Source organism: Nocardia sp. NBC_01009, from assembly GCF_045208035.1.
Taxonomy (GTDB): domain Bacteria; phylum Actinomycetota; class Actinomycetes; order Mycobacteriales; family Mycobacteriaceae; genus Nocardia.
On the sequence record NZ_CP108695.1, the window covers coordinates 356,298 to 376,218 of the forward strand.

21 protein-coding genes are annotated in these 19,921 nt (G+C 65.9%); 16 read left to right on the plus strand and 5 right to left on the minus strand.

Translation table 11 applies throughout. The features are described 5' to 3' along the window. Positions 1-328: 328 nt before the first annotated feature. The 6 genes from urtA (at position 329) to OHA42_RS01575 (ending at position 5,996) form a co-directional block, all read left to right on the plus strand. On the plus strand, positions 329-1,609 hold the full coding sequence (gene urtA / locus OHA42_RS01550) for an urea ABC transporter substrate-binding protein (RefSeq protein WP_406233906.1): 1,281 nt from the start codon (positions 329-331) through the stop codon (positions 1,607-1,609). A gap of 70 nt (positions 1,610-1,679) precedes the next feature. Further along, positions 1,680-2,564: an urea ABC transporter permease subunit UrtB gene (gene urtB / locus OHA42_RS01555; RefSeq protein WP_379060190.1), complete on the plus strand. Its 885-nt coding sequence runs from the start codon at positions 1,680-1,682 to the stop codon at positions 2,562-2,564. Further along, complete coding sequence (gene urtC, locus OHA42_RS01560) at positions 2,561-3,724, plus strand: urea ABC transporter permease subunit UrtC (RefSeq protein WP_406233909.1); 1,164 nt, start codon at positions 2,561-2,563, stop codon at positions 3,722-3,724. The genes urtB and urtC overlap by 4 nt, the downstream gene beginning before the upstream one ends. Then, the gene (urtD, locus tag OHA42_RS01565) at positions 3,724-4,569 is read left to right on the plus strand and encodes an urea ABC transporter ATP-binding protein UrtD (RefSeq protein ID WP_406233910.1); all 846 of its coding nucleotides are present in this window, start codon (positions 3,724-3,726) and stop codon (positions 4,567-4,569) included. Before urtC ends, urtD begins: the two co-directional genes overlap by 1 nt. Continuing rightward, complete coding sequence (urtE, locus tag OHA42_RS01570; RefSeq protein WP_406233911.1) at positions 4,562-5,254, plus strand: urea ABC transporter ATP-binding subunit UrtE; 693 nt, start codon at positions 4,562-4,564, stop codon at positions 5,252-5,254. Before urtD ends, urtE begins: the two co-directional genes overlap by 8 nt. A 10-nt stretch (positions 5,255-5,264) precedes the next feature. Then, positions 5,265-5,996 carry a GntR family transcriptional regulator gene (locus OHA42_RS01575; protein WP_406233912.1) on the plus strand — a complete coding sequence of 244 codons (732 nt, stop codon included), beginning with the start codon at positions 5,265-5,267 and terminating at the stop codon, positions 5,994-5,996. Between the two features lie 35 nt (positions 5,997-6,031). On the opposite strand, the gene OHA42_RS01580 is transcribed toward OHA42_RS01575, so the two are convergent. Beyond that, entirely contained in the window at positions 6,032-6,919 is an 888-nt protein-coding gene (locus OHA42_RS01580; protein WP_406233914.1) for a nuclease-related domain-containing protein, read from the minus strand. A gap of 349 nt (positions 6,920-7,268) precedes the next feature. Here OHA42_RS01580 and OHA42_RS01585 point away from each other — a divergent pair, with 349 nt between their 5' ends. Next, the gene (locus OHA42_RS01585; RefSeq protein WP_406233915.1) at positions 7,269-7,814 is read left to right on the plus strand and encodes a carboxymuconolactone decarboxylase family protein; all 546 of its coding nucleotides are present in this window, start codon (positions 7,269-7,271) and stop codon (positions 7,812-7,814) included. A 54-nt stretch (positions 7,815-7,868) separates the two neighbouring features. On the opposite strand, the gene OHA42_RS01590 is transcribed toward OHA42_RS01585, so the two are convergent. Further along, complete coding sequence (locus OHA42_RS01590; RefSeq protein ID WP_406233917.1) at positions 7,869-8,645, minus strand: TetR/AcrR family transcriptional regulator C-terminal domain-containing protein; 777 nt, start codon at positions 8,643-8,645, stop codon at positions 7,869-7,871. 143 nt (positions 8,646-8,788) lie between these two features. On the opposite strand from OHA42_RS01590, the gene OHA42_RS01595 reads away from it, so the two are divergent. After that, on the plus strand, positions 8,789-9,166 hold the full coding sequence (locus OHA42_RS01595; RefSeq protein WP_406233919.1) for a VOC family protein: 378 nt from the start codon (positions 8,789-8,791) through the stop codon (positions 9,164-9,166). A gap of 98 nt (positions 9,167-9,264) precedes the next feature. On the opposite strand, the gene OHA42_RS01600 is transcribed toward OHA42_RS01595, so the two are convergent. After that, positions 9,265-10,116 (minus strand): SDR family oxidoreductase, encoded by an 852-nt coding sequence (locus OHA42_RS01600; protein ID WP_406233921.1) that lies wholly within the window; start codon positions 10,114-10,116, stop codon positions 9,265-9,267. A gap of 99 nt (positions 10,117-10,215) precedes the next feature. Here OHA42_RS01600 and OHA42_RS01605 point away from each other — a divergent pair, with 99 nt between their 5' ends. From OHA42_RS01605 to OHA42_RS01620, 4 genes are all read left to right on the plus strand, one after another. Beyond that, positions 10,216-10,614, plus strand: a complete 399-nt coding sequence (locus tag OHA42_RS01605) for a winged helix-turn-helix transcriptional regulator (protein WP_406233923.1) — start codon at positions 10,216-10,218, stop codon at positions 10,612-10,614. A 92-nt stretch (positions 10,615-10,706) separates the two neighbouring features. Beyond that, positions 10,707-11,123, plus strand: a complete 417-nt coding sequence (locus OHA42_RS01610) for a PPOX class F420-dependent oxidoreductase (RefSeq protein ID WP_406233925.1) — start codon at positions 10,707-10,709, stop codon at positions 11,121-11,123. Between the two features lie 43 nt (positions 11,124-11,166). Then, a complete protein-coding gene (locus OHA42_RS01615) occupies positions 11,167-11,634 on the plus strand; it encodes a hypothetical protein (RefSeq protein WP_406233927.1) in 468 nt (155 codons plus the stop codon). A 201-nt stretch (positions 11,635-11,835) separates the two neighbouring features. Then, a complete protein-coding gene (locus OHA42_RS01620; RefSeq protein ID WP_406233929.1) occupies positions 11,836-11,988 on the plus strand; it encodes a hypothetical protein in 153 nt (50 codons plus the stop codon). A 138-nt stretch (positions 11,989-12,126) separates the two neighbouring features. On the opposite strand, the gene lpdA is transcribed toward OHA42_RS01620, so the two are convergent. Next, the gene (gene lpdA, locus OHA42_RS01625) at positions 12,127-13,527 is read right to left on the minus strand and encodes a dihydrolipoyl dehydrogenase (protein WP_406233931.1); all 1,401 of its coding nucleotides are present in this window, start codon (positions 13,525-13,527) and stop codon (positions 12,127-12,129) included. A gap of 185 nt (positions 13,528-13,712) precedes the next feature. Between lpdA and OHA42_RS01630 the strand changes: the two genes are divergently transcribed. Both OHA42_RS01630 and OHA42_RS01635 read left to right on the plus strand, forming a co-directional pair. Next, positions 13,713-14,795 (plus strand): AraC family transcriptional regulator ligand-binding domain-containing protein, encoded by a 1,083-nt coding sequence (locus OHA42_RS01630; protein ID WP_406233933.1) that lies wholly within the window; start codon positions 13,713-13,715, stop codon positions 14,793-14,795. 150 nt (positions 14,796-14,945) lie between these two features. Continuing rightward, positions 14,946-15,983 carry an NADP-dependent oxidoreductase gene (locus tag OHA42_RS01635; protein WP_406233935.1) on the plus strand — a complete coding sequence of 346 codons (1,038 nt, stop codon included), beginning with the start codon at positions 14,946-14,948 and terminating at the stop codon, positions 15,981-15,983. Between the two features lie 62 nt (positions 15,984-16,045). Here the strand turns inward: OHA42_RS01635 and OHA42_RS01640 are convergent, their stop codons facing one another. Beyond that, positions 16,046-17,023, minus strand: coding sequence for a dipeptidase (locus tag OHA42_RS01640; protein WP_406233937.1), 978 nt, complete (start codon positions 17,021-17,023; stop codon positions 16,046-16,048). 278 nt (positions 17,024-17,301) lie between these two features. Between OHA42_RS01640 and OHA42_RS01645 the strand changes: the two genes are divergently transcribed. After that, positions 17,302-17,715 (plus strand): hypothetical protein, encoded by a 414-nt coding sequence (locus OHA42_RS01645; protein WP_406233939.1) that lies wholly within the window; start codon positions 17,302-17,304, stop codon positions 17,713-17,715. 41 nt (positions 17,716-17,756) lie between these two features. Next, positions 17,757-19,820 (plus strand): prolyl oligopeptidase family protein, encoded by a 2,064-nt coding sequence (locus OHA42_RS01650; protein WP_406233941.1) that lies wholly within the window; start codon positions 17,757-17,759, stop codon positions 19,818-19,820. Positions 19,821-19,921 lie beyond the last annotated feature (101 nt).

A 19,921-nucleotide genomic window follows, 5' to 3' on the forward strand; every position in this document is an offset into this window, starting at 1 on the left:
GGCCAGGCGAGCCACGGGATCGGCTTTCTGACGATGTACAAATGAAGCCTGCCGTACCGCGACGACGCTACGCAACCGTAGCCATTGGGAAGCCTCACCGTCGTTTACCAAGCGGTTACCACAAAGGTTCACACGGCGGAAACACAGGCAACGGACTCGTCATCGGGAGTCATTCCGGCGCAACAACTTCTGTCTAGTGTTCGCACCACGAATACAGCCGCTGTATACATCCCGGTCGACCCACCTGACCGGTGCAAAGGCGCGTGTATTCGCCCGCGGCGCACGCAGCGCCGCCGAACACCTGATGAAGTGAGAAGGGTCCTGCCCCATGCCAGATTCCCGTGACATCCATCGGCCACGCATGCATCGCGCGGCAAAAGCGCTGGTCGCCCCGACGGCAGTCGTACTTGCCGGTCTGTTGCTGACCGCCTGCGGCGCCAAGGACGACGACTCGACCAGCGGCTCCAACGCGGCGTCCTGCGTCGACACGTCGAAGGATTCGATCAAGGTCGGTTCCCTGCACTCACTGTCGGGCACGATGGCCATTTCCGAGGTCACCGTCGCCAACTCCACCAAGCTCGCTGTCGACCAGATCAACGCCGCGGGCGGCGTTCTCGGCAAGAAAATCGACCTGGTGCTCGAGGACGGCGCCTCCGACCCGAAGACCTTCGCCGAGAAGGCCGAAAAGCTCATCAGCTCCGACTGCGTCGCCGCGGTGTTCGGCGGCTGGACCTCCTCGAGCCGCAAGGCCATGAAGCCGAAGTTCGAGAGCCTGAACTCGCTGCTCTACTACCCAGTCCAGTACGAGGGCCTGGAAGACAGCAAGAACATCTTCTACACCGGCGCGACCACCAATCAGCAGATCATTCCCGCGCTGGACTACCTGAAGCAGAAGGGCATCACCTCCCTCTATCTGGTCGGCAGCGACTACGTTTTCCCGCAGACCGCCAACCGCGAGATCAAGGAATACGCGAAGGCCAACGGCATCGAGATCAAGGGCGAGGACTACACCCCGCTCGGCTCGACCGACTTCTCCACCATCGTGAACAAGGTGCGCACCGCCAAGGCGGGTGCGGTGTTCAACACCCTCAACGGCGACTCCAACGTCGCGTTCTTCCGCGAGTACACCAATGCGGGCCTGAAAGCCGCTGAGATGCCGGTCGTTTCGGTGTCCATCGCCGAGGAAGAGGTCGCGGGCATCGGCGCGCAGAACATCGCGGGGCAGCTGACGGCGTGGAACTACTACCAGACCGTCGATACCCCGGTGAACAAGAAGTTCGTCACGGATTACAAGGCCGCCTTCGGCGCCGACAAGCCGACCTCGGACCCGATGGAAGCCGCCTACGCCTCGGTCTACCTCTGGAAAAACACCGTCGAGAAGGCGAAATCCTTCGCAGTGGCCGACATTCAGGCCGCAGCCGACGGCGTGAGCTTCGAGGCACCCGAGGGTCTGGTCACCCTCGACGGCTCCAACCACCACATCACCAAGACCGCCCGCATCGGTGAAATCCGGCCGGACGGACTCATTTACACGGTGTGGGACTCGGGCAAGGCCGTCACTCCGGACCCCTACCTGAAGTCCTACGACTGGGCCAAGGGCCTGAAGTAGTCGATCAGCGCCGGTGCGGGTCTCGTCGAGGGGACCGGGCCCGCACCGGCCGACACCGTTAGGAACCTTTATGGACGTGCTGATCGGCCAGCTCTTCACCGGGCTGAGTCTGGGATCGATTCTGTTGCTCGCCGCGCTCGGCCTTTCGCTGACCTTCGGTCAGATGGGCGTGATCAACATGGCGCACGGCGAGTTCATCATGGCCGGCTGCTACACGACTTACGTTGTGCAGAAGGTGTTCTCGTCGGCCGGTGTCTCACTGGTGGTGTCGCTGCTCATCGGATTCCTCGTCGGCGGCCTACTCGGCGCTGCGCTCGAAATGGGCCTGATTCGCTGGATGTACGACCGGCCGCTGGACACCCTGCTCGTCACCTTCGGTGTCGGCTTGGTGCTGCAACAGCTGGCCCGCGACATCTTCGGCGCACCGGCCAAGAATGTGCTCGTCCCCGAATGGCTCGGCGGCGGCATCACCATCATGGGCGCGGTGGTGCCGAAGACACGCATCTTCATCCTGGTGCTCGCGGTCGTCGCGGTGACCACGCTGGCCACGGTGCTCAAGACGACGCCACTCGGCCGCCGCATCCGCGCGGTGGTGCAGAACCGCGGATTGGCCGAGACCAGCGGCGTTTCCAGTCGCGTCACCGATATCAGCACGTTCTTCATCGGCTCCGGCCTGGCCGGTGTCGCGGGTGTCGCACTCACCCTGATCGGTTCGACCAGCCCCACCATCGGACAGAGCTATCTCATCGACGCGTTCCTCGTGGTGGTGATCGGCGGCCTCGGGCAGATCAAGGGCACCGTCATCGCGGCGTTCGCGCTCGGCCTGCTCAATTCCTACATCGAATACTCGACCACCGCATCCATCGCCAAGGTGATCGTCTTCGTCATCATCGTGATCTTCCTGCAGGTCCGGCCGCAGGGCCTGTTCACGGTCCGAACTAGGAGCCTCGCATGACCACACTTGTGCAACGGTGGCGCGCACACTCCTCGCTGACCACGCTCGGCGGGTTCGCGGTCGCCGCGATCCTGTTGTTCGCGGTCGCGCCCGCCATGCTCAGCGACTTCCGGCTGAACCTGCTCGCCAAGTTCCTGTGCTTCGCCATCGTCGCGGCGGGCATCGGATTGGCCTGGGGCCGTGGCGGAATGCTCACCCTCGGTCAGGGCGTGTTCTTCGGCATCGGCGCCTACATCATGGCGATGCACCTGCAGATGGCCGACGCGGCCCGGCTGCACAACGACGTGCCGGAGTTCATGGAGATCGCGGGTATTCGCGAATTGCCCTCGTTCTGGCAGCCTTTCGCCTCGGGCCCGGTCGCGCTGATCGGCATTCTGGTGCTGCCCGCGCTCGTTGCGGCGGCGCTCGGGTACGGCGTGTTCAAGCGCCGGGTCAAGGGCACCTACTTCGCCATCTTGAGCCAGGCGCTGGCCGCCGCGCTGGCCATCCTGCTCACCGGTCAGCAGAAGATCGGCGGCTTCACCGGCCTTTCGGACTTCCGCGCCTTCTTCGGGTTCAAGCTGTCGGATCCGACCAACCGGCAGATGCTGTTCTTCATCGCGGCGGGCACGCTGCTCGTGGTTGTCGCGCTGGTCCGCCAGCTGATGCGCAGCCGCTACGGCGAACTGCTTGTGGCCGTGCGTGATCAAGAGGAGCGGGTGCGCTTCCTCGGCTACGACCCGGCCAACGTCAAAATCGTCGCCTATGTCGTCGCGGCCTTCTTCGCGGGCATCGCGGGCGCGCTGTTCACCCCCATCGTCGGCATCATTTCACCCGCCGATATCGGTGTGGTGCCCTCTATCGCCTTCATCATCGGCGTCGCGATCGGCGGCCGGACCACTCTGCTGGGGCCGGTGCTCGGCGCCATCGGCGTCGCGTGGGCGCAGACCGCGCTTTCGGAGGAATTCCCGTCCAGCTGGACCTACCTGCAGGGCGTGCTGTTCATCGTGGTCGTCGGGTTCATTCCGGCCGGCCTGGCCGGTGTCTGGCCGATGGCGAAGGGCGTGCTGGAGGGCAGATTCCGGCGAACCGCACCGACAACGCCCGCCGCTGCGGCACCGGTCGTCGCAAGTGCCGCACTGCCCGATGACGCACTGGTCGAGGAGAAGGTGACGTCCTGATGACCGAGACAACACACGAACCGAAGCTCGGCGGCAATGCGGGCATGTCGAGCGAGTACCTCGAAATCCGTGGCCTTTCGGTGAGTTTCGACGGCTTCAAGGCCGTCACCGACGTGGATCTCACTGTGCTGCAGGGTGATCTGCGCTTCCTGATCGGCCCCAACGGCGCAGGCAAGACCACGCTCATCGATGCAATCACCGGGCTGGTGCCCGCCACCGGGTCGGCACAGAAGTCCGGCGTCGAATTGCTCGGCAAGAAGGTGCACCAGATCGCGCGCCTCGGCATCGGCCGAACCTTCCAGACGGCAAGCGTTTTCGAACAGCTCAGCGTCCTACAGAACCTAGATATCGCGGCGGGCGCGGGCCGCTCGGCGCTGACCATGCTGCGGCGGCGCACATCGGTGCTGCCGAGTATCGAAGAGGCCCTCGAGATCACCGGCCTCGGTGCGCTGCGCGACAAGCCTGCCGGTGTGCTCGCCCACGGACAGAAACAGTGGCTGGAGATCGGCATGCTGCTGGTGCAGAACGCTTCGGTGCTGCTGCTCGACGAACCGGTTGCCGGCATGAGCGCCGAAGAACGCGAGGAAACCGGAAACCTGTTGCGCCGCATCGGCGGCGAACGCATCGTCATCGTGGTCGAGCACGATATGGATTTCATGCGCGCCTTCGCCACCTCGGTGACGGTGCTCGCCGCGGGCAAGGTGCTCAGCGAAGGCACGGTCGAGCAGGTGCAGGCCGATCCGAAGGTACAGGAGGTCTACCTCGGCACCGCGGCAGCCATCGGGCTGGACGGGGCCATCAAAGAGAGCTCCACCGCAGCGAACAAGGAGGCCGCCGATGCTTGAACTCGTCGATATTCACTCCGGCTACGGCCGGACCGAGGTGATCCACGGTGTTTCGGTGACCGTCCCGGACGACAGCGTCGTGGCGATCATGGGACACAACGGCGCGGGCAAAACCACCCTGCTGCGCACCGCCGTCGGCCTGATCGGTGCCAAATCGGGCCGCATCGAGTTCGACGGCGAGACGATCACCAAGATGTCACCGTCGCGCCGGGTGCGGCGCGGCATCGCGTATGTGCCGCAGGGACAACAGAGTTTCCCGCAGCTGACCGCCGCGGAGAACCTCCAGGTGGTTGCCGACGGCCGCAAGCGCGGCAAGGCGCTGATCGATGAGTCGCTCGACCTGTTTCCGGCCCTGCGCGAGCTGCTGACCCGCAAGGCCGGCCTGCTCTCCGGCGGCCAGCGGCAACAGCTGGCGATCGCGCGGGCCCTGATCACCGAGCCGAAGCTGCTCATCCTGGACGAGCCGACCGAGGGTATCCAGCCGTCGGTGGTCGCCGAAATCGAGCGCACCATCATCGATCTCACCCGGCGCGGCGGACTGAGTGTGCTGCTCGTCGAACAGCACATCGGTTTCGCGCTGCAAGCCGCGCAGCACTACTACATCCTGCAATCCGGGCGCGTTGGCTCCGATGGCGCGGGCGGTGCGAGTGCGGAGACCGCGGTTCGCTCGGCGATGGCGATCTGAGCTGGCCGCCGTGACGCGCAGGGGGCGAGTCCCGCTGAGCGAGAGGGTGTATCACTCGCTGCGGCGAGACCTGGCCACGGGAGCGATCGTGCCGACCGAACGGCTCGGCGAGGAGCGTCTCGCCGAGATCTACGGTGTGTCCCGCACCCCGGTGCGGGAGGCGCTGGCCCGGTTGCAGGCCGACGGCCTCGTCGAGCGGCACAGCGACGGGCTGTACCCGTACCGGCCGCGCCTCGAAGAATTGGACAACTTGTACGAGCTGCGGATCGTGTTGGAAACCAGGGGGATTCAGCGCACTATCGACGTCGCGCAGGCCGCTGAACGCGAGGCAAGCAGGTTCGATCCGGCACCCGCACACGATCTGGCACTGGTGCGTGCAGAACTCGACACTTGGCGCCGGATGCTCGAAGATCCGCCCGAGCCGGGCCCGGCACTGGTCGCCGCCGACGAGCAGTTCCATACGACACTGCTTGCCGCGGCGGGTAATACGGCGCTGGCTGATGCGCTCACCGGTGTCTACGTCCGGGTGCGCCCGGTCCGCACCTTGGATCTGCCGACCCCCGACCGCATTGCCACCATGACCGCCGAACACATCGCCATCGCCGAACAACTCTTGTCCGGCAACCCCGATCGAGCCCTCGGCACCCTCACCGCCCATATCGACAGTTCACGATCCCACGTTCTTTCGCGTGCCCAGCAGGCCCTCGATCTGACCAAACTCGCTCGTGCCGTGCGTGATTGACGCTCGGCGGAGCCGATCCGGTCGGACTCGAGTACTCAGCAATCCGGCTGGAGGGGCCAGCATTCGACCGGATGATACGGCGGTGGTGTGGGTGTCGAGCTCGTCATCCCACTGCCCGGTTCGGGGTGCGCACGGCCGGAATCGTGCGCGAGGCCGCTGATGATCACGCCGATGACAACGAAAATCCCGATGACCGCGAGGGCGACGACAACCCAGGAGGCAATGCTCTGACGTCGCGTCGGCTCGCCGGGGATCGGCGCGACCCGCGGCGGTCCGGCCTCCGGCAAGCCGATCGGGTTCGGGTCGGGAAGTACCGCGTCGAACCCGTCGGCGATGAGTTCGGCGCGTGAGGGGCCGTTGTCCGAACCGAGTGCTCGGTAGGCGGCGAATACGCGGTCGGCGGTCCAGTTGCGCGGGCCCGCGGAGAAGCCTTCCAGGTAGATGCGCAGTTCGGTCGCGTCGCGAGCATTGGCGGCGAGGACGTCGATACCGGGGCGCAGGGTGGTGCGCGCCGGGCGCACCACGACGCCGTGAAACGGGACGAGCACCACCGCACCGCACACATGGCCCGGGTCGAGCAGCGCCCGCTCCAGCCGGCTCTTCACCGCGTACACGGCGTGTTCCAGCTGATCAGACGGACTGACCACGCCGTCGTCGTCCAAGTCGGCCCGCGCATCGCTGATCGTCCACGGCCCGTCGGCAGAGATATTGAGAATGCCGCTCTGGCGGCGCCGGAAACCCCTGACCTCGATCACCGTGATGCCGCGTGCGGTGAAGAGCACCGCGTCGACCTGCCGGGTTCCGTTGTCGCCCACGTCCAGGTCGACCACCGCCAGGCACGTCGTCGGGAACAGCCGCAAGGACTCGACGAACTCCTGTTCGGCCCCGGAAAGAGTCGCTCCGGTCTTGATCTTCACCAGCATTACGTTTTCCTGCCCGCCTCTTTTCGGATCGACGCGGTCCTCCCGCCGTACTACCGCGCCGGTACTGATGATGACGCCCTATCACCCCGAAGACCACCGAAAACCCTAGAGCGGCAAGAACAACACCTTGATCCAGACCGGCCGGTCGCCTTGTTGACCCGTAACGGACTTGCCCGCCCCGGCTCGCGGCACGGTGGACCGACACTTCGGAGCGGACTTTCCGGACCTCACCGGCCCGGGAGGAACGGTTTAGTACGCTCGGGTCGGCCCGTCCCACCTCGGGCCCCGTAATCAGAATCCGCGCAGCGCAGGCGCGCTACCCGGAGATCGCGGAGGAGGAGGCGCAAGCATGGTTTCAGCGTTGCAACCACGGGTTTCACCTGGTCGGCTCCGAGAGCTGGGTCCCATCAATTGGGTTGTCTGGCAGGCGCTCTCCCGCGCCGCGGGGACCGACGATGCCCATCTGTTCAGCACTCTCGGTCGCACCAAGGGCCTGTTCCGGGGTTGGCTGCACTACTCGGGCAAGCTCATGCCGGGCGGCAGGCTGCCGCGGCACGAGTCGGAACTCGTGATTCTGCGCGTCGCGCACCTGCGTGCTTGCGAATACGAGATGGACCACCACATCCGCCTCGGCAAACGCGCCGGCGTCACGTTCGAAATTTTGGACCGTCTCCGCACCGGACCGTCCGCGCCCGAATGGTCGGACAAGCACCGCGCGCTGCTCTGCGCTGTCGACCAATTGGTGGAATCTCGCGATATCGACGATGCCGCCTGGTCGACCCTGGCCGAGCATTACGACGAGCGTCGCCTCATCGAAATCGTCCTGCTCGTCAACCAATACGAGGGCCTGGCCGCCACCATCACCGCCCTGCGCATCCAGCGCGACGCGGTATAGCACCGCCGATCGGTCCGCTTTCGCCGGCGCCTGACGAGCGTACGGCGTTGTTGCTCAACGGCTTTCGATCAACGTCGCCAAACCGTCCAAGACCCGGGTCAGCCCGAATTCGTAGGCGTGGTCGGCGCTGTAGGCGGCGTCGTGGGCCCGGCCCGCGGCGGCGCCGATGCGGGCGGCGAGTGGGTAGCGGTCGGCGTCGAAGACCTGCGCCAGGACCGGTGCGGCCCGCGCCCACCATTCGAGGTCCGTCATGGCGCTGTCGGCCGCCGCGCGGGCGGTGTCGATGGCGATGCGGGCGACCGAGGTGACGAAGCCGAGCACGAAGGTGAGTGCGGCATCCATCTCGACGTCACCGAGGCCGAGGCCGTCGAAGGCCTGCAGTTCGTGGTCGTACTTGGCGGCGAGACCGGGGCCGAGCGGCGGACGAGTAGTCGGCAAGTAGGCCACCCACGGATGCCGGGCAAGCAGCGCACGGTTCTCCGCAGCGATCGTGGTGACCCGGTCACGCCAGGGCAGGTCGGGCAGATCCGTGCGCGACATCTCGCCATAGACCGTGTCCAGCATCAGGTCGATCAGCTCCGCCTTGCCGGGCACATAGGTGTAGGTGGCCATCGGCGTGCGGCCGAGCCGGTTGGCGACGGCGCGCATGGTGAGTGCGCCGATCCCGTCCGCGTCGGCAATCGCGATGGCCGCGGCAACCACGGCGTCGACGCTGCTGCGCTGCTTCGGTCCACGCACCGCGCCCTGGTCTCCGGGCACGCGCCAGAGCAACTCCAGAGTTCGCACGGGATCGCCCGCGCCGCTGCGTTCCTTCGACTGCTTGTCCGCCACACCTTCTCCTGGGCCGTGCGGCCCCACTGCCCGAGCTCCCGATGGCATCGGCGTGACGTAGGTCATAGGGCAGCACGGCGTAGATCTCTCTACAAAATATAGCGTACTTAGTACAGAGATTGAGTGCAGCCCAGAGGAGAGCCATGAACATCACCGCTTCCGCCATCTCGCTCAATGTCGCCGACCCGCAGGCGTCGGCGAAGTTCGTCGTCGACCACCTCGGTTTCATCGAGAAGATGTCGGCCGACGGATTCGTTTCGCTGGATCGGCCGGACGCAGGCTTGAACCTGATCTTCCTGCGGACCGGACTGGAAACCTTCAAGCCGAAGAGCGCGGCGGGTCACGCCGGTGACGGCTTGCTCGTCGTGTTCGTCGTCGACGACATCGACGCGGAGTATGCGCGGCTGCAAGCCGAAGGCGTGCCGATCGTGACACCTATCGAGACCGAGGAGTGGGGTGAGCGCTACTTCCAGATGAGCGATCCGAACGGGATCATTCTGCAGTTGGTTCAGTGGGTGTGACCGATCCGAACAGCCGGCGCAGTACCCGATAGACGGACACCCTCGCGAGTGAGCAGTGGAAGTCCACTACCACCCGCGAGGGTGTTCGCCCGCGCCGGTCAGGCGAGACCCGCGCGGAACACCTCGACCGCAGGCGTCGAGGCGCGGCCGATCAGCTTCTGCAGGTCACCGCTGTCCACATCGAGAATCCCGGAGGCGATTCCGGTGTCCGCGTCGGCCAGCACCGCGGCGTAGCCGGCATCCAGACCCGCCTGCTGCAGCGCCGCGCTGTAGTCCGCCTGCGAGAGGTTCTCGTAGCGCACCGGCTTGCCCGATGCCTCCGAGATCACCTGCGCCAGTTCGGCATAGGTGAGACGCTCGTCGCCGCCGAGTTCATAAATCTTGCCCTCGTGCCCATCGGTGGTGAGCACGCGCGCGGCCGCCTCGGCGTAGTCGGCACGTGCGGCGGCCGCCACTCGACCTGCGCCCGCGGCGCCGTGCAGCACCCCGGTTTCGACAGCGTGGCCGAGCCCACCGAAGTAGTTTTCCCAGTACCAGCTGTTGCGCAGCACGGCATGCGGGACCGTCGATTCCGCGAGTACAGCTTCGGTGCCCTTGTGCTCCTGCGCCAGGATCAACGGGTTTTCGGTGGCGCGCGGAATGCTGGTGTAGGCAAGCAGTTTCACACCGGCCCGCTCTGCGGCCCGAATGACGTTGGTGTGCTGGGCGACTCGTTCGCCGAACTGATTTCCGGAGATGAGCAGCACGCGGTCGACGCCGTCGAGCGCGCGGTCGAGCGCGTCCGGGTCGTCGTAGCCGGCCTGCCGGACATCGACGCCGCGCTCGGCCAGGTCGGCGATCTTCTGTGGGTCACGCACGATCGCGACGACCGGCGTCGACCCGTCGCGCAACAGCGCCTCCACCACGAGACGGCCCAGGTGCCCACTTGCTCCGGTGACTGCCACAGTCATGACTACCTCCATATGTATGAACTGATCTGTAAGCACTAACTAATAGTAAGTACTATGCATTCCTACACCACTAAGGTCAAGTTGGGTACCATCGAATCCATGAGTACACAGCGCATCCAGTCAGCGGAGACCGACGATCCCGCGCTGGAAGCCGATGTTTTCGCTAGAAACTGCACGTCACGTCCGGTTTTGCAAAACGTGGCCAGCCGCTGGGGCATCCTGGCCCTCGTCGCATTGCGCGAAGGGCCGTACCGATTCAGCGCGCTGCGCAGACGCGTCGACGGCGTCAGCGAGCGCATGCTGTCGCAGACCCTGCAGGCCCTCGAACGCGACGGCATGGTGCACCGCGAGGTCCACGAGACCATCCCGCCGCGCGTCGAATACACCCTCACCGATCTCGGCGCCGACGTCGCCGACCGCCTGGAATCCTTGATCCAGGTGCTCGAAACGAACATGCCACGGGTCCGCGATGCCCAGGCGGCCTACCACCGCACATAACCGGCGGACCCGCGATCGGTCGACGACTCGCGGATCGGGCCGCGGCCGACACGCAGGGGAAGCACCGTCGAGGGTGACCGGTTGACCTGGTCATGGAACTGTCCTCCGCACTCGATTTCGCGCGCGCGACCAAGCGATCCGTGCTCACCACCATCCGCCGCAACGGCCGCCCCCAGCTGTCCAACGTCCTGCACGTCGTCGGCGACGACGGGATCATCCGTATCTCCATCACCGCCGACCGCGCCAAATATCACAACCTCGTCCGCGACCCATGGGCCGCGATCCACGTGACCCGCCCCGACTTCTTCGCCTACGCCGTCCTCGAAGGCACCGTCGAACTCACCCCCGTCGCCGCCGCCCCCGACGACCCCACCGTCGACGAACTGATCGCCTATTACCGCGCAGGCTCCGGCGAACACGCCGACTGGGACGAATACCGCCGAGCCATGGTCACCGACCGCCGCGCTCTGGTCCGCCTGACCCCCACCCACGCCTACGGCATGCTCTGAATATAACTGAACTAGTTTCGAACTTCCCCTCTATCATGAAGTCATGGCTACTCACACCTTCCCGTTCTCCACGCTGATCAATAAGCAGACCAGCGTATTTCCTGCGCTGGAGGACGCCGATGTGATTCTCGAGCGACGAGATGCAGAGAATCTGGTGCTGATGCGATCCGAGCGGTTCGAGGCCATGGTCAAAGGGCTGGGGCTCGCTGCTCGATCTCTCGCGATAGTCGCAAAAGCGAACCGGAGCCTCGCCGAGGAAGTCTTTGCAGAAGAGCTGCCGTGGCTGACATGGCTGCCGGCCAATGCGCGCCCGGAGTGTGTAACCGAACTTCTGAACCACCTGCTTGCAGGGGCGTCGACAGGACTACTACTCCCATTCGCCCGTGCCCTGAGGGAATGGCAATCCACCGCCGAGATCTACTCCGATCCCGAGCTAGCCCGTCGGCTGAGCGGACCTTTCGACACAACCGATTCTGTCGAGGTGCCGCAGCCGGGCGGTACCGATGAGTGAAAAGCTGGGGCGAGGCGATGAAGTCAGGAGGCCGACAGGTTGGGTAGTGCGCGCCGTGACCGCCAAGCCGCCGTGGGATGGGCAGCGCTGGCTGCGCAGGCCTCTGAGAACCTGGATCGCGCGTGGGTCGCAATCACCTCCGACCCACGCTGCTGTGACGAACCTGCACGACAGCACCCCCTCAGACTCAGCTTGAAACGCGTGACTGTCGACGGAGTCGAACTGGACCAGTGGCAATACGAGGTCACCAGTGGCGGTCGGATCTGGTATGCGATCGACGACGAGCGCCGAACGCTGTGGATCACCCAAGCCGGGACCGGTCACCCACGCGAGACAGACAAGCGGCGCCGCTGACCGGATCAGCGAGCAAGTTCGAGACGGTATCAGGCAGAGCGGAGTAGCCGCCCTACCAGCAACCGCAGATGCGCTGAAAACGGCGATGGCCGGTCCGCCGCAGCGAACCGGCCACCGTCGAGGCGCGGGTGAACCCGATCAGAAGTTGATCATGTGGCCGCCGAGGCCGTGGAATGCTTCCTGCAGTGCCTCGCTCAACGTCGGGTGGGTGTGGACGTTGCGGGTCAGCTCATTGACCGTGAGGTCCCACTTCTGGGCGAGGGTGAGTTCCGGCAGCAACTCGGAGACGTCCGGGCCGATGAGGTGGCCGCCGAGGAGTTCGCCGTACTTGGCATCGGAGACCAGCTTGACGAAACCGGTCGGGTCGCCGAGGCCGTGGGCCTTGCCGTTGGCGGTGAACGGGAAGGTCGCGACCTTCACGTCGTAGCCTTCGTCACGGGCCTGCTGCTCGGTGAGGCCGAAGCTGGCGACCTGCGGCTGGCAGAAGGTGGCACGCGGCATCATGCGGTAGTCGCCGAGGGTGACGGTCGGCGCGCCCGCGATGGTTTCGGCGGCGACGACGCCCTGCGCCTCCGCGACGTGGGCGAGCTGGAGCTTCGCGGTCACGTCACCGATGGCGTAGATATGCGGCACATTGGTGCGCATGTTGTCGTCGATGACGATGGCGCCACGCTCGAGCGCGACACCGGTGTTCTCCAAGCCGTAACCCTCGACCCTGGGCGCGAAGCCGACGGCCTGCAGCACCTTGTCGACGGTGACGGTCTCGATCGAGCCGCTCTTGTTGTCCTTGATGCTGACGGTCACCTTCGATCCGTCGTCATCGATGGACTGCACGGCCGCACCGGTGGAGATGGTGATGCCGAGCTTCTTGTACTGCTTGGTGATCTCCTTGGAGACGTCCACGTCCTCGTTCGGCAGCGCGCGGTCCAGGAACTCCACGATGCGCACGTCGACGCCGTAGTTCTTCAGGACGTAGCCGAACTCCATGCCGATCGCGCCCGCGCCGACGATCAGGATCGAGCCGGGCAGTTCCTTGGTGAGGATCTGCTCCTCGTAGGTGACGACGTTCGCGCTCAGCGAGGTGCCGGGCAGCAGCTTGGTGACGGTGCCCGTGGCGATGATCGCGTTGCCGAAGGTGATCGTCTCGGTGCCGCCGTTGGACAGCGCGACCGAGAGCGTGTTCGCGTCGGTGAAGGTGCCCTTCCCGTCGAACTCGTCGATCTTGTTCTTCTTCATCAGGAAGTGAACGCCCTTGACGCGGCCGTCGGCGACCTTGCGGCTGCGATCGAACGCGACGCCGAAGTCGAAGCTCACCTCACCGGAGATGCCGAAGGTCTTGGCCTCCTTGGTGAAGATGTGCGCCAGTTCGGCATTGCGCAACAGTGCCTTGGAGGGGATACAGCCGACATTGAGGCAGACGCCGCCCCAATACTTCTGCTCGACGATCGCGGTACGGAGGCCAAGTTGTGCCGCACGGATGGCAGCGACATAACCGCCAGGACCGGCACCGAGAACGACAACGTCGTAATGGGAAGTCACGTTACCGAGCCTAACTCCGCCGCCAGGACTTCACCCACCGGTCCCCCGCAACAGTGAGAAGCGCGACGCATCGACCTGGCAGATCGTCGGCGTGAACAAAATGAACGGATCAAGAGGGGTGGTCACCGGCGCCTGGCCGCACCGCGCGCGCGACCCGGCCGATGCCTGCTCATTACTGTGAACGGGTGGCTGATCGCGGAGCAGGTGTCGACGATCCGCGCACCGCACAGCGATCGGTGCCGTTGGCGCTCGACCCGTTGGACGAGACCGCGTCGACCCATTTGATCCGGTTGGTCCTCGCGCAAGCACGGCGCGCGGGTGTCGGCGCCGAACAACTCGCGACGGTGCACGGCATCGACGCCGCCGCCCTCGCCGGGGAGCTCAATCGAATTCCGCTGCGTTCGCTGATCCGGCTGTGGGAGTTGCTGGCCGCCGCGCGGCCGGGGCCGGGCGGCGGTATCGCCGTGGCCGATGCCGCTCCACTCGGCACCCTCACCACCTGGGATTACCTCGTCACCACGGGGTCGACGCTCGCCGATGCGCTGCGCTCGGCCCAGCCGTATCACCGCCTGGTGACTGCGGCGGCCGAAGGCTTCGATCTGCATCACGACGGCGACCTCACCGTGGGCTTCCGCACCACCGCAGGCGATCCGGCGGTCGCGGCCATGGTCAACGAGTATGTGCTCGCCTACTATCTGCGGCGGGCCCGTGAGGCTACCGGCCGCGCCGTCATCCCGACCTCGGTCACCTTCGGTCATGCCGCGCCACGCGATCACACGGCGCTCACCGACGCCTTCGGCACCGACCGCATCGAATTCGACGCACCCGCCGACACCATCACCTTCAACGCCGCCGACGCCACCGCCCCCTTGTCGCGCGCGGACCCCTTGCTCGCCGACCTACTGCGCAGCCACGCCGATCTGGTGCTGGCGACAGCTCGCCCGATCACCGGTCCGCTCGATGCGTTCCGCATCGCGGTGGCGGCCGCCGTCGCCGACGGCGATGCGTCGCTTGCCGCGATCGCGCGCAGGCTGGCGGTCAGCCCGCGCACTCTGCAACGCCAGCTGTCCGAGCAGGGCACCACCTGGCGGCACGAATTCGACCTGGTGCGCTACGAGCAGGCGAAAACCCTACTGGGAGAAGGCCGTTTGACCACCGCGGCCATCGCGGGGCGGCTCGGATTCACCGATGATCGCGCGCTGCGCAAGGCTTTCCAGCGGTGGGCCGGTTCGTCGCCGTCACAGCTGCGGACCTCGGGCCCGCTTTAGCCGCCGAACCGCCTTTTTTGCCAGGTCACAAGGCTGGCGCGGATGGACCGGTTGGTGGCATCGCAGGACCTGGGAACCCGGTCCGCGAGTCCATAACGTCTTCGGTACCGGATCGACACGGTTCGGATCTACCGAAGAAAAGGCAGCGTCATGCAGACCATCACCGAAGACGACGTCACGACCCTCCCTCGCACCTCCCGGGAGATCCAGCTGGCCGCGCGGCCGACCGGCGCCCCGACGGCGGAGCACTTCGCGCTGGTGCAGCGGCCGGTTCCGGAGCTGGCCGACGGGCAGATCCTGGTGCGCAACACATGGATGTCGGTCGACCCCTACATGCGCGGCCGGATGGACGATCGTCCGTCCTACATCCCGCCGTTCCAGCTCGACGCGGCACTCGAGGGTTCGGCGCTCGGCGAGGTGATCGCCTCCCGCAGCCCGGAGATCCCCGTCGGTGCGACGGTCTCGCACTTCGCGGGCTGGCGTGAGTACGCGGTGCTCGATGCCGCGACCGCGACCCCGATCGCGCCGGAACTGGCTGCGACGCATCACTTCTTGGGCGCGCTCGGCACCACCGGCCTCACCGCATACGCGGCGCTGACCGATGTGGCGCCGATCCGGCCCGGCGACACCGTGTTCATTTCCGCCGCTGCCGGCGCGGTGGGCAGCGTCGCAGGACAAATCGCCAAGGCGCTCGGCGCCGCACGGGTGATCGGCTCCGCGGGCGGACCCGCCAAGACCACGCTGCTGCTCGACGAATTCGGCTTCGACGCCGCCATCGATTACCGGGCGGGCGACCTGGCCGGACAGCTCGCGGCGGCGGCGCCCGAGGGCATCGATGTATATCTCGACAGCGTGGGCGGCGAGCACCTGCGGGTCGCGGTGGATGCCATGCGGCCCAAGGGCCGGATCGCGCTCGTCGGCGCCATCAGTGGCTACAACGGCGAAGCCGCCGAAGCGGGGCCCGACCTGTACAAGGCCGCGACCAAAGAGGTTTCGCTGCGCGGCATGCTGGTGAACAGCTACTTCCCGATCTTCGGCGAGTACATCGGCAAGGCGGCGGGCTGGCTGGCCGACGGCACCATCCGCACCAGGGAGACCGTCTACGAGGGGCTCGAGCAGGCTCCCGCCGCTTTGCTCGGCGTCCTGTCCGGCGCCAATACCGGCAAGATGCTCGTCCGCCTCGGCTGAGGAGGACCGCGGGGGATGTGTGGCGCGACCGTTCTACGGTCGCGCCACACCCGGCTGTGGGGTCAGTCCTGCCAGACCTGCTGTGCGGCGCGGGCAAAGTTGCCGCCGAAGATCGCGGCTCGGTCGGCGGCGCCGAAACCACGGCGCGACAACAGCTCGTCGAGTCCGGGCAGATCGCTGCGCCCGAGCAAGTCCTCGGGCGGAACCCATTGCAGTGGACCCCATTTGGTGTAGGCGTCGGAGAACGCCTCCGGGTTGTTCAGCAGTTCGTGGTTGAAGTCCGCGGCGTCGAACGAATAATCCGAACCGATGCCGATGTGGTCGATGCCGACCAGCTCGACGCCGTATTCGATATGCGCGGCCATTGCTTCCATCCGCTGTGCGCGTTCCTCGGGACCGTTGTGCCCGAGGAAGATTCCCACGCCGTTGATGCCGATCACCCCGCCGGTACTTGCGCAGGCCGCGGCCTGTTCGTCGGTGATATTGCGCGGGTGTTCCCACAGCGCGTCGAAGTTGGCGTGGCTGTAGATCATCGGCGCTTCGGTGCGCGAGGCCAGATCCAGGCCGGTGCGCCGAGAGCAGTGTGCGCCGTCGACGAACATGCCGACCGCGTTGAGCGTGCGCACCAGATCACGGCCGTAGGCGGTGAGTCCGGTGTCCTCGGTGTCCAGGCACCCGCAGGCCGCCTCGTTGGCGTGGTTGTAAGCCGGCAGCAGCGAGCGGACGCCGAGGTCGTAGAACACTTCGACATTGTCGAGCTGCCCGCCGAGCGGACCCGCGTCTTCCAGGTCGAAGGCCAGCGCAATGGTTTCCGCATCGGCGGCGACATCGTCATATCCCTGTACGAGGCGAAATCGGCCATCCGCCAAGGCATCCCGGCGAAACTGCCGTGCGAGCGCCAGCGAATCCGCGGTCGACTGCCTGGAGTATCCGATATTCACCGACAGATAGGAACCGCGCGGGTACCTGGCCAACTCCTCGATTCGCGCCGAGGGCAGCAGCGGCAGACAGCAATGCTGTTCCCACAGAAATGGAGACAAGCTCGGGCTCCTGTTCGCTCGGCGCGGAAATGCCGATACTACGGAGCGCAATCGGGTGCATACCCATCGCCCGACCACCGCGTAACAACATGTCCGATTCGACCGATTTATCGAAAATATCTACCCCAACTGCCGAAGGCGGTGCGGCCATGCGTCGCATAGTGCTCCTGATTGCCTCGGTCGCGACTTGTGTAGGCCTCTGGATCATTCCGAGACCGGCTGCTGCGACTGCCTACTGCGGATTTGTCTGGGGTTCGCTCGATAAAGAGAACCCCGCCATGTCCGCTGCCCCGCTCACCGACATCCGCTCCGGTCGGCACGACTGCTACGACCGACTGATATTCGATCTCGCAGGCTCGGCCATCGGCTATCGAGTCGGCTACGTCGACGAAGTCGTGATGGACGCGTCGGGCACACCGGTTCCCCTGCGCGGTGGCGCATTCCTGCACATCGTCGTCCTCGCGCCCGCCAACGACACCACGGGCAACAGCACCTACCGCCCGTCGAACCGCGGCGAACTCGTCGATCTGACCGGCTACCGCACCTTCCGCCAGGCCGCGTGGGCGGGCTCGTTCGAGGGACAGACAACCGTCGGGCTCGGGGTCCGCACGCGACTGCCCTTCCGGATATTCATCCTCGAAGGCCCAGGTAGCGGGTCGCGAGTCGTGCTCGACGTCGCCCACTTCTGGTAACCGGACCACCCACCGCCGCACCGCTCGGCAACAATGTGGACATGAGCGGTGTTGAGCAGAGTGTGAACGATCCGTATCTGTGGCTCGAAGAAGTGACCGATGAGCGGGCCCTGGACTGGGCCCGCGCGCACAACGATGTGGTCGTGGCGCGCTTTGCCGCGTCCGAACGGTTCACCGATCTCGAACGCCGCATCCTCGACATGCTCGACACCGACACCAAGATCGCCTATCCCGGGCGGCGCGGCCCCTGGCTCTACAACTACTGGCGGGACGCCGCCCACCCGCGTGGGCTGTGGCGGCGCACCACGTTCGCCGAGTACGCCAAGGACGCACCGGACTGGGAGGTGCTGATCGACCTGGACGCGCTGGCCACCGCCGAGGACGAGAACTGGGTGTGGGGCGGCGCCGCGGTGCTTCGGCCGGAACAGTCACGCGCCCTCATCAGCCTGTCGCGTGGCGGCGCCGACGCGAAAGTCGTGCGCGAATTCGATATCGAGAAGCGGGAATTCATCGACCCCGCCGACGGCGGTTTCCAGCTGCCCGAGGCGAAATCGGAACTGCGCTGGATCGACATCGATTCGGTGTACGTGGGCACCGATTTCGGGCCCGGCTCATTGACCGATTCCGGATACCCGCGAATCGCCAAACGCTGGCGGCGCGGCACCCCGCTCGCCGAGGCGGAAACGGTGTTCGAAGGTGAAGCGGGCGATGTCGCGGTGTCGGCGGGTTACGACCGCACGCCCGGCTACGAACGGCATTTCGTCGGGCGGGCCACCGACTTCTTCAACGAAGAGGTCTACCTGATCGAAGACGACGGCAGCCTGCGTCACCTCGACGTGCCCACCGATGCCAGCGAATCCTGGTACAAGGATTGGCTGCTGATCCGGCTGAAGTCACCGTGGGAGGTGGGCAACGCGAGCTACCCCGCGGGCGCGCTGCTGGCCATCGACTTCGAGAAATTCCTTTCCGGCGCAAGAGAATTCGAGGTGATATTCACCCCGGACGCACACACCTCGCTGCACGGTTACGGCTGGACCGAGAACCACTTGCTGCTGATCACCCTCGAGGACGTGCAGACCAAGCTCTATGTCCTCACCCCCGGCCCCGACGGCTGGACCCGAGAGCCGCTGGCCGACACCCCGCCCATGGCCACCACCAGTGTGATGAACCTGGACCCGCTGGAGGGTGGCGACGAGTTCATGCTGACCACCAGCGGATTCACCAATCCCACGACATTGCTCGCCAGCGCCGTCGGTGGCCGGACCGAACAACTCAAGCAGGAACCGGGCTTCTTCGATGCCTCCGGCATCGAGACCGAGCAATTCTTCGCCGAGTCCGACGACGGCACCATGGTGCCGTACTTCGTCATCCGTCACCGGGACCGCAAGGACAGCCCCGGCCCGACGGTGATGTCCGGCTACGGCGGCTTCGAGGTGTCGCGCACCCCCGCCTACAGCGGGGCCTCCGGCATGGGCTGGCTGGAGCGCGGCGGCACCTGGGTGATGACGAATATCCGCGGTGGCGGTGAATACGGCCCCGAGTGGCACACCTCCGTGCAGAAGGCCAACCGGCACAAGGTGTACGAGGACTTCGCCGCCATCGCAAAGGATCTGGTCGCCCGCGGCATCACCACCGCCGACCAGCTCGGCGCGGTGGGCGGCAGCAATGGCGGCCTGCTCATGGGCGTGATGCTGACCCGCTACCCGGAACTGTTCGGCGCCATCGTCTGCCAGGTGCCGCTGCTGGACATGAGGCGCTATCACCTGCTGCTGGCAGGCGCCTCGTGGATGGCCGAATACGGCGACCCGGACCAGCCGGAGGAATGGGAGTACATCAGCAAGTACTCGCCGTACCAGAACGCCCGCGCGGAGGTCACCTATCCGCCGATCCTGCTGACCACGTCCACCCGCGACGACCGCGTGCATCCCGGCCATGCCCGCAAGATGGCCGCACTGCTGGAGGAACAGGGCCACACCTTCTGGTACCACGAGAACATCGAAGGCGGCCACGGCGGCGCCGCCGACAACAAGCAGTCGGCGTTCCAGGCCGGACTCATCTACGAGTTCTTCACCCAGATGCTGATGGAACAGGGCGGATCCCGCTGACGGACACTCGGCCACCGCCGGTCGGCCCGGACCCGGCAGGCGGTGGCCGTTTCCTATCTACGATGTAGATGACATCTACTTTGTAGACAAAATGAGCAGAG

Bases quoted from the DNA above. Each gene is read 5' to 3' on its own strand.
- OHA42_RS01585 (WP_406233915.1), top strand. From the start codon at position 7,269: ATGGTTTCAGCGTTGCAACCACGGGTTTCACCTGGTCGGCTCCGAGAG.
- urtA (WP_406233906.1), top strand. From the start codon at position 329: ATGCCAGATTCCCGTGACATCCATCGGCCACGCATGCATCGCGCGGCA.
- OHA42_RS01650 (WP_406233941.1), top strand. From the start codon at position 17,757: ATGAGCGGTGTTGAGCAGAGTGTGAACGATCCGTATCTGTGGCTCGAA.
- urtE (WP_406233911.1), top strand. From the start codon at position 4,562: ATGCTTGAACTCGTCGATATTCACTCCGGCTACGGCCGGACCGAGGTG.
- urtD (WP_406233910.1), top strand. From the start codon at position 3,724: ATGACCGAGACAACACACGAACCGAAGCTCGGCGGCAATGCGGGCATG.
- OHA42_RS01580 (WP_406233914.1), bottom strand. From the start codon at position 6,919: ATGCTGGTGAAGATCAAGACCGGAGCGACTCTTTCCGGGGCCGAACAG.
- urtC (WP_406233909.1), top strand. From the start codon at position 2,561: ATGACCACACTTGTGCAACGGTGGCGCGCACACTCCTCGCTGACCACG.
- OHA42_RS01615 (WP_406233927.1), top strand. From the start codon at position 11,167: ATGGCTACTCACACCTTCCCGTTCTCCACGCTGATCAATAAGCAGACC.
- OHA42_RS01610 (WP_406233925.1), top strand. From the start codon at position 10,707: ATGGAACTGTCCTCCGCACTCGATTTCGCGCGCGCGACCAAGCGATCC.
- OHA42_RS01605 (WP_406233923.1), top strand. From the start codon at position 10,216: ATGAGTACACAGCGCATCCAGTCAGCGGAGACCGACGATCCCGCGCTG.
- urtB (WP_379060190.1), top strand. From the start codon at position 1,680: ATGGACGTGCTGATCGGCCAGCTCTTCACCGGGCTGAGTCTGGGATCG.
- OHA42_RS01595 (WP_406233919.1), top strand. From the start codon at position 8,789: ATGAACATCACCGCTTCCGCCATCTCGCTCAATGTCGCCGACCCGCAG.
- OHA42_RS01645 (WP_406233939.1), top strand. From the start codon at position 17,302: ATGTCCGCTGCCCCGCTCACCGACATCCGCTCCGGTCGGCACGACTGC.
- OHA42_RS01600 (WP_406233921.1), bottom strand. From the start codon at position 10,116: ATGACTGTGGCAGTCACCGGAGCAAGTGGGCACCTGGGCCGTCTCGTG.
- OHA42_RS01635 (WP_406233935.1), top strand. From the start codon at position 14,946: ATGCAGACCATCACCGAAGACGACGTCACGACCCTCCCTCGCACCTCC.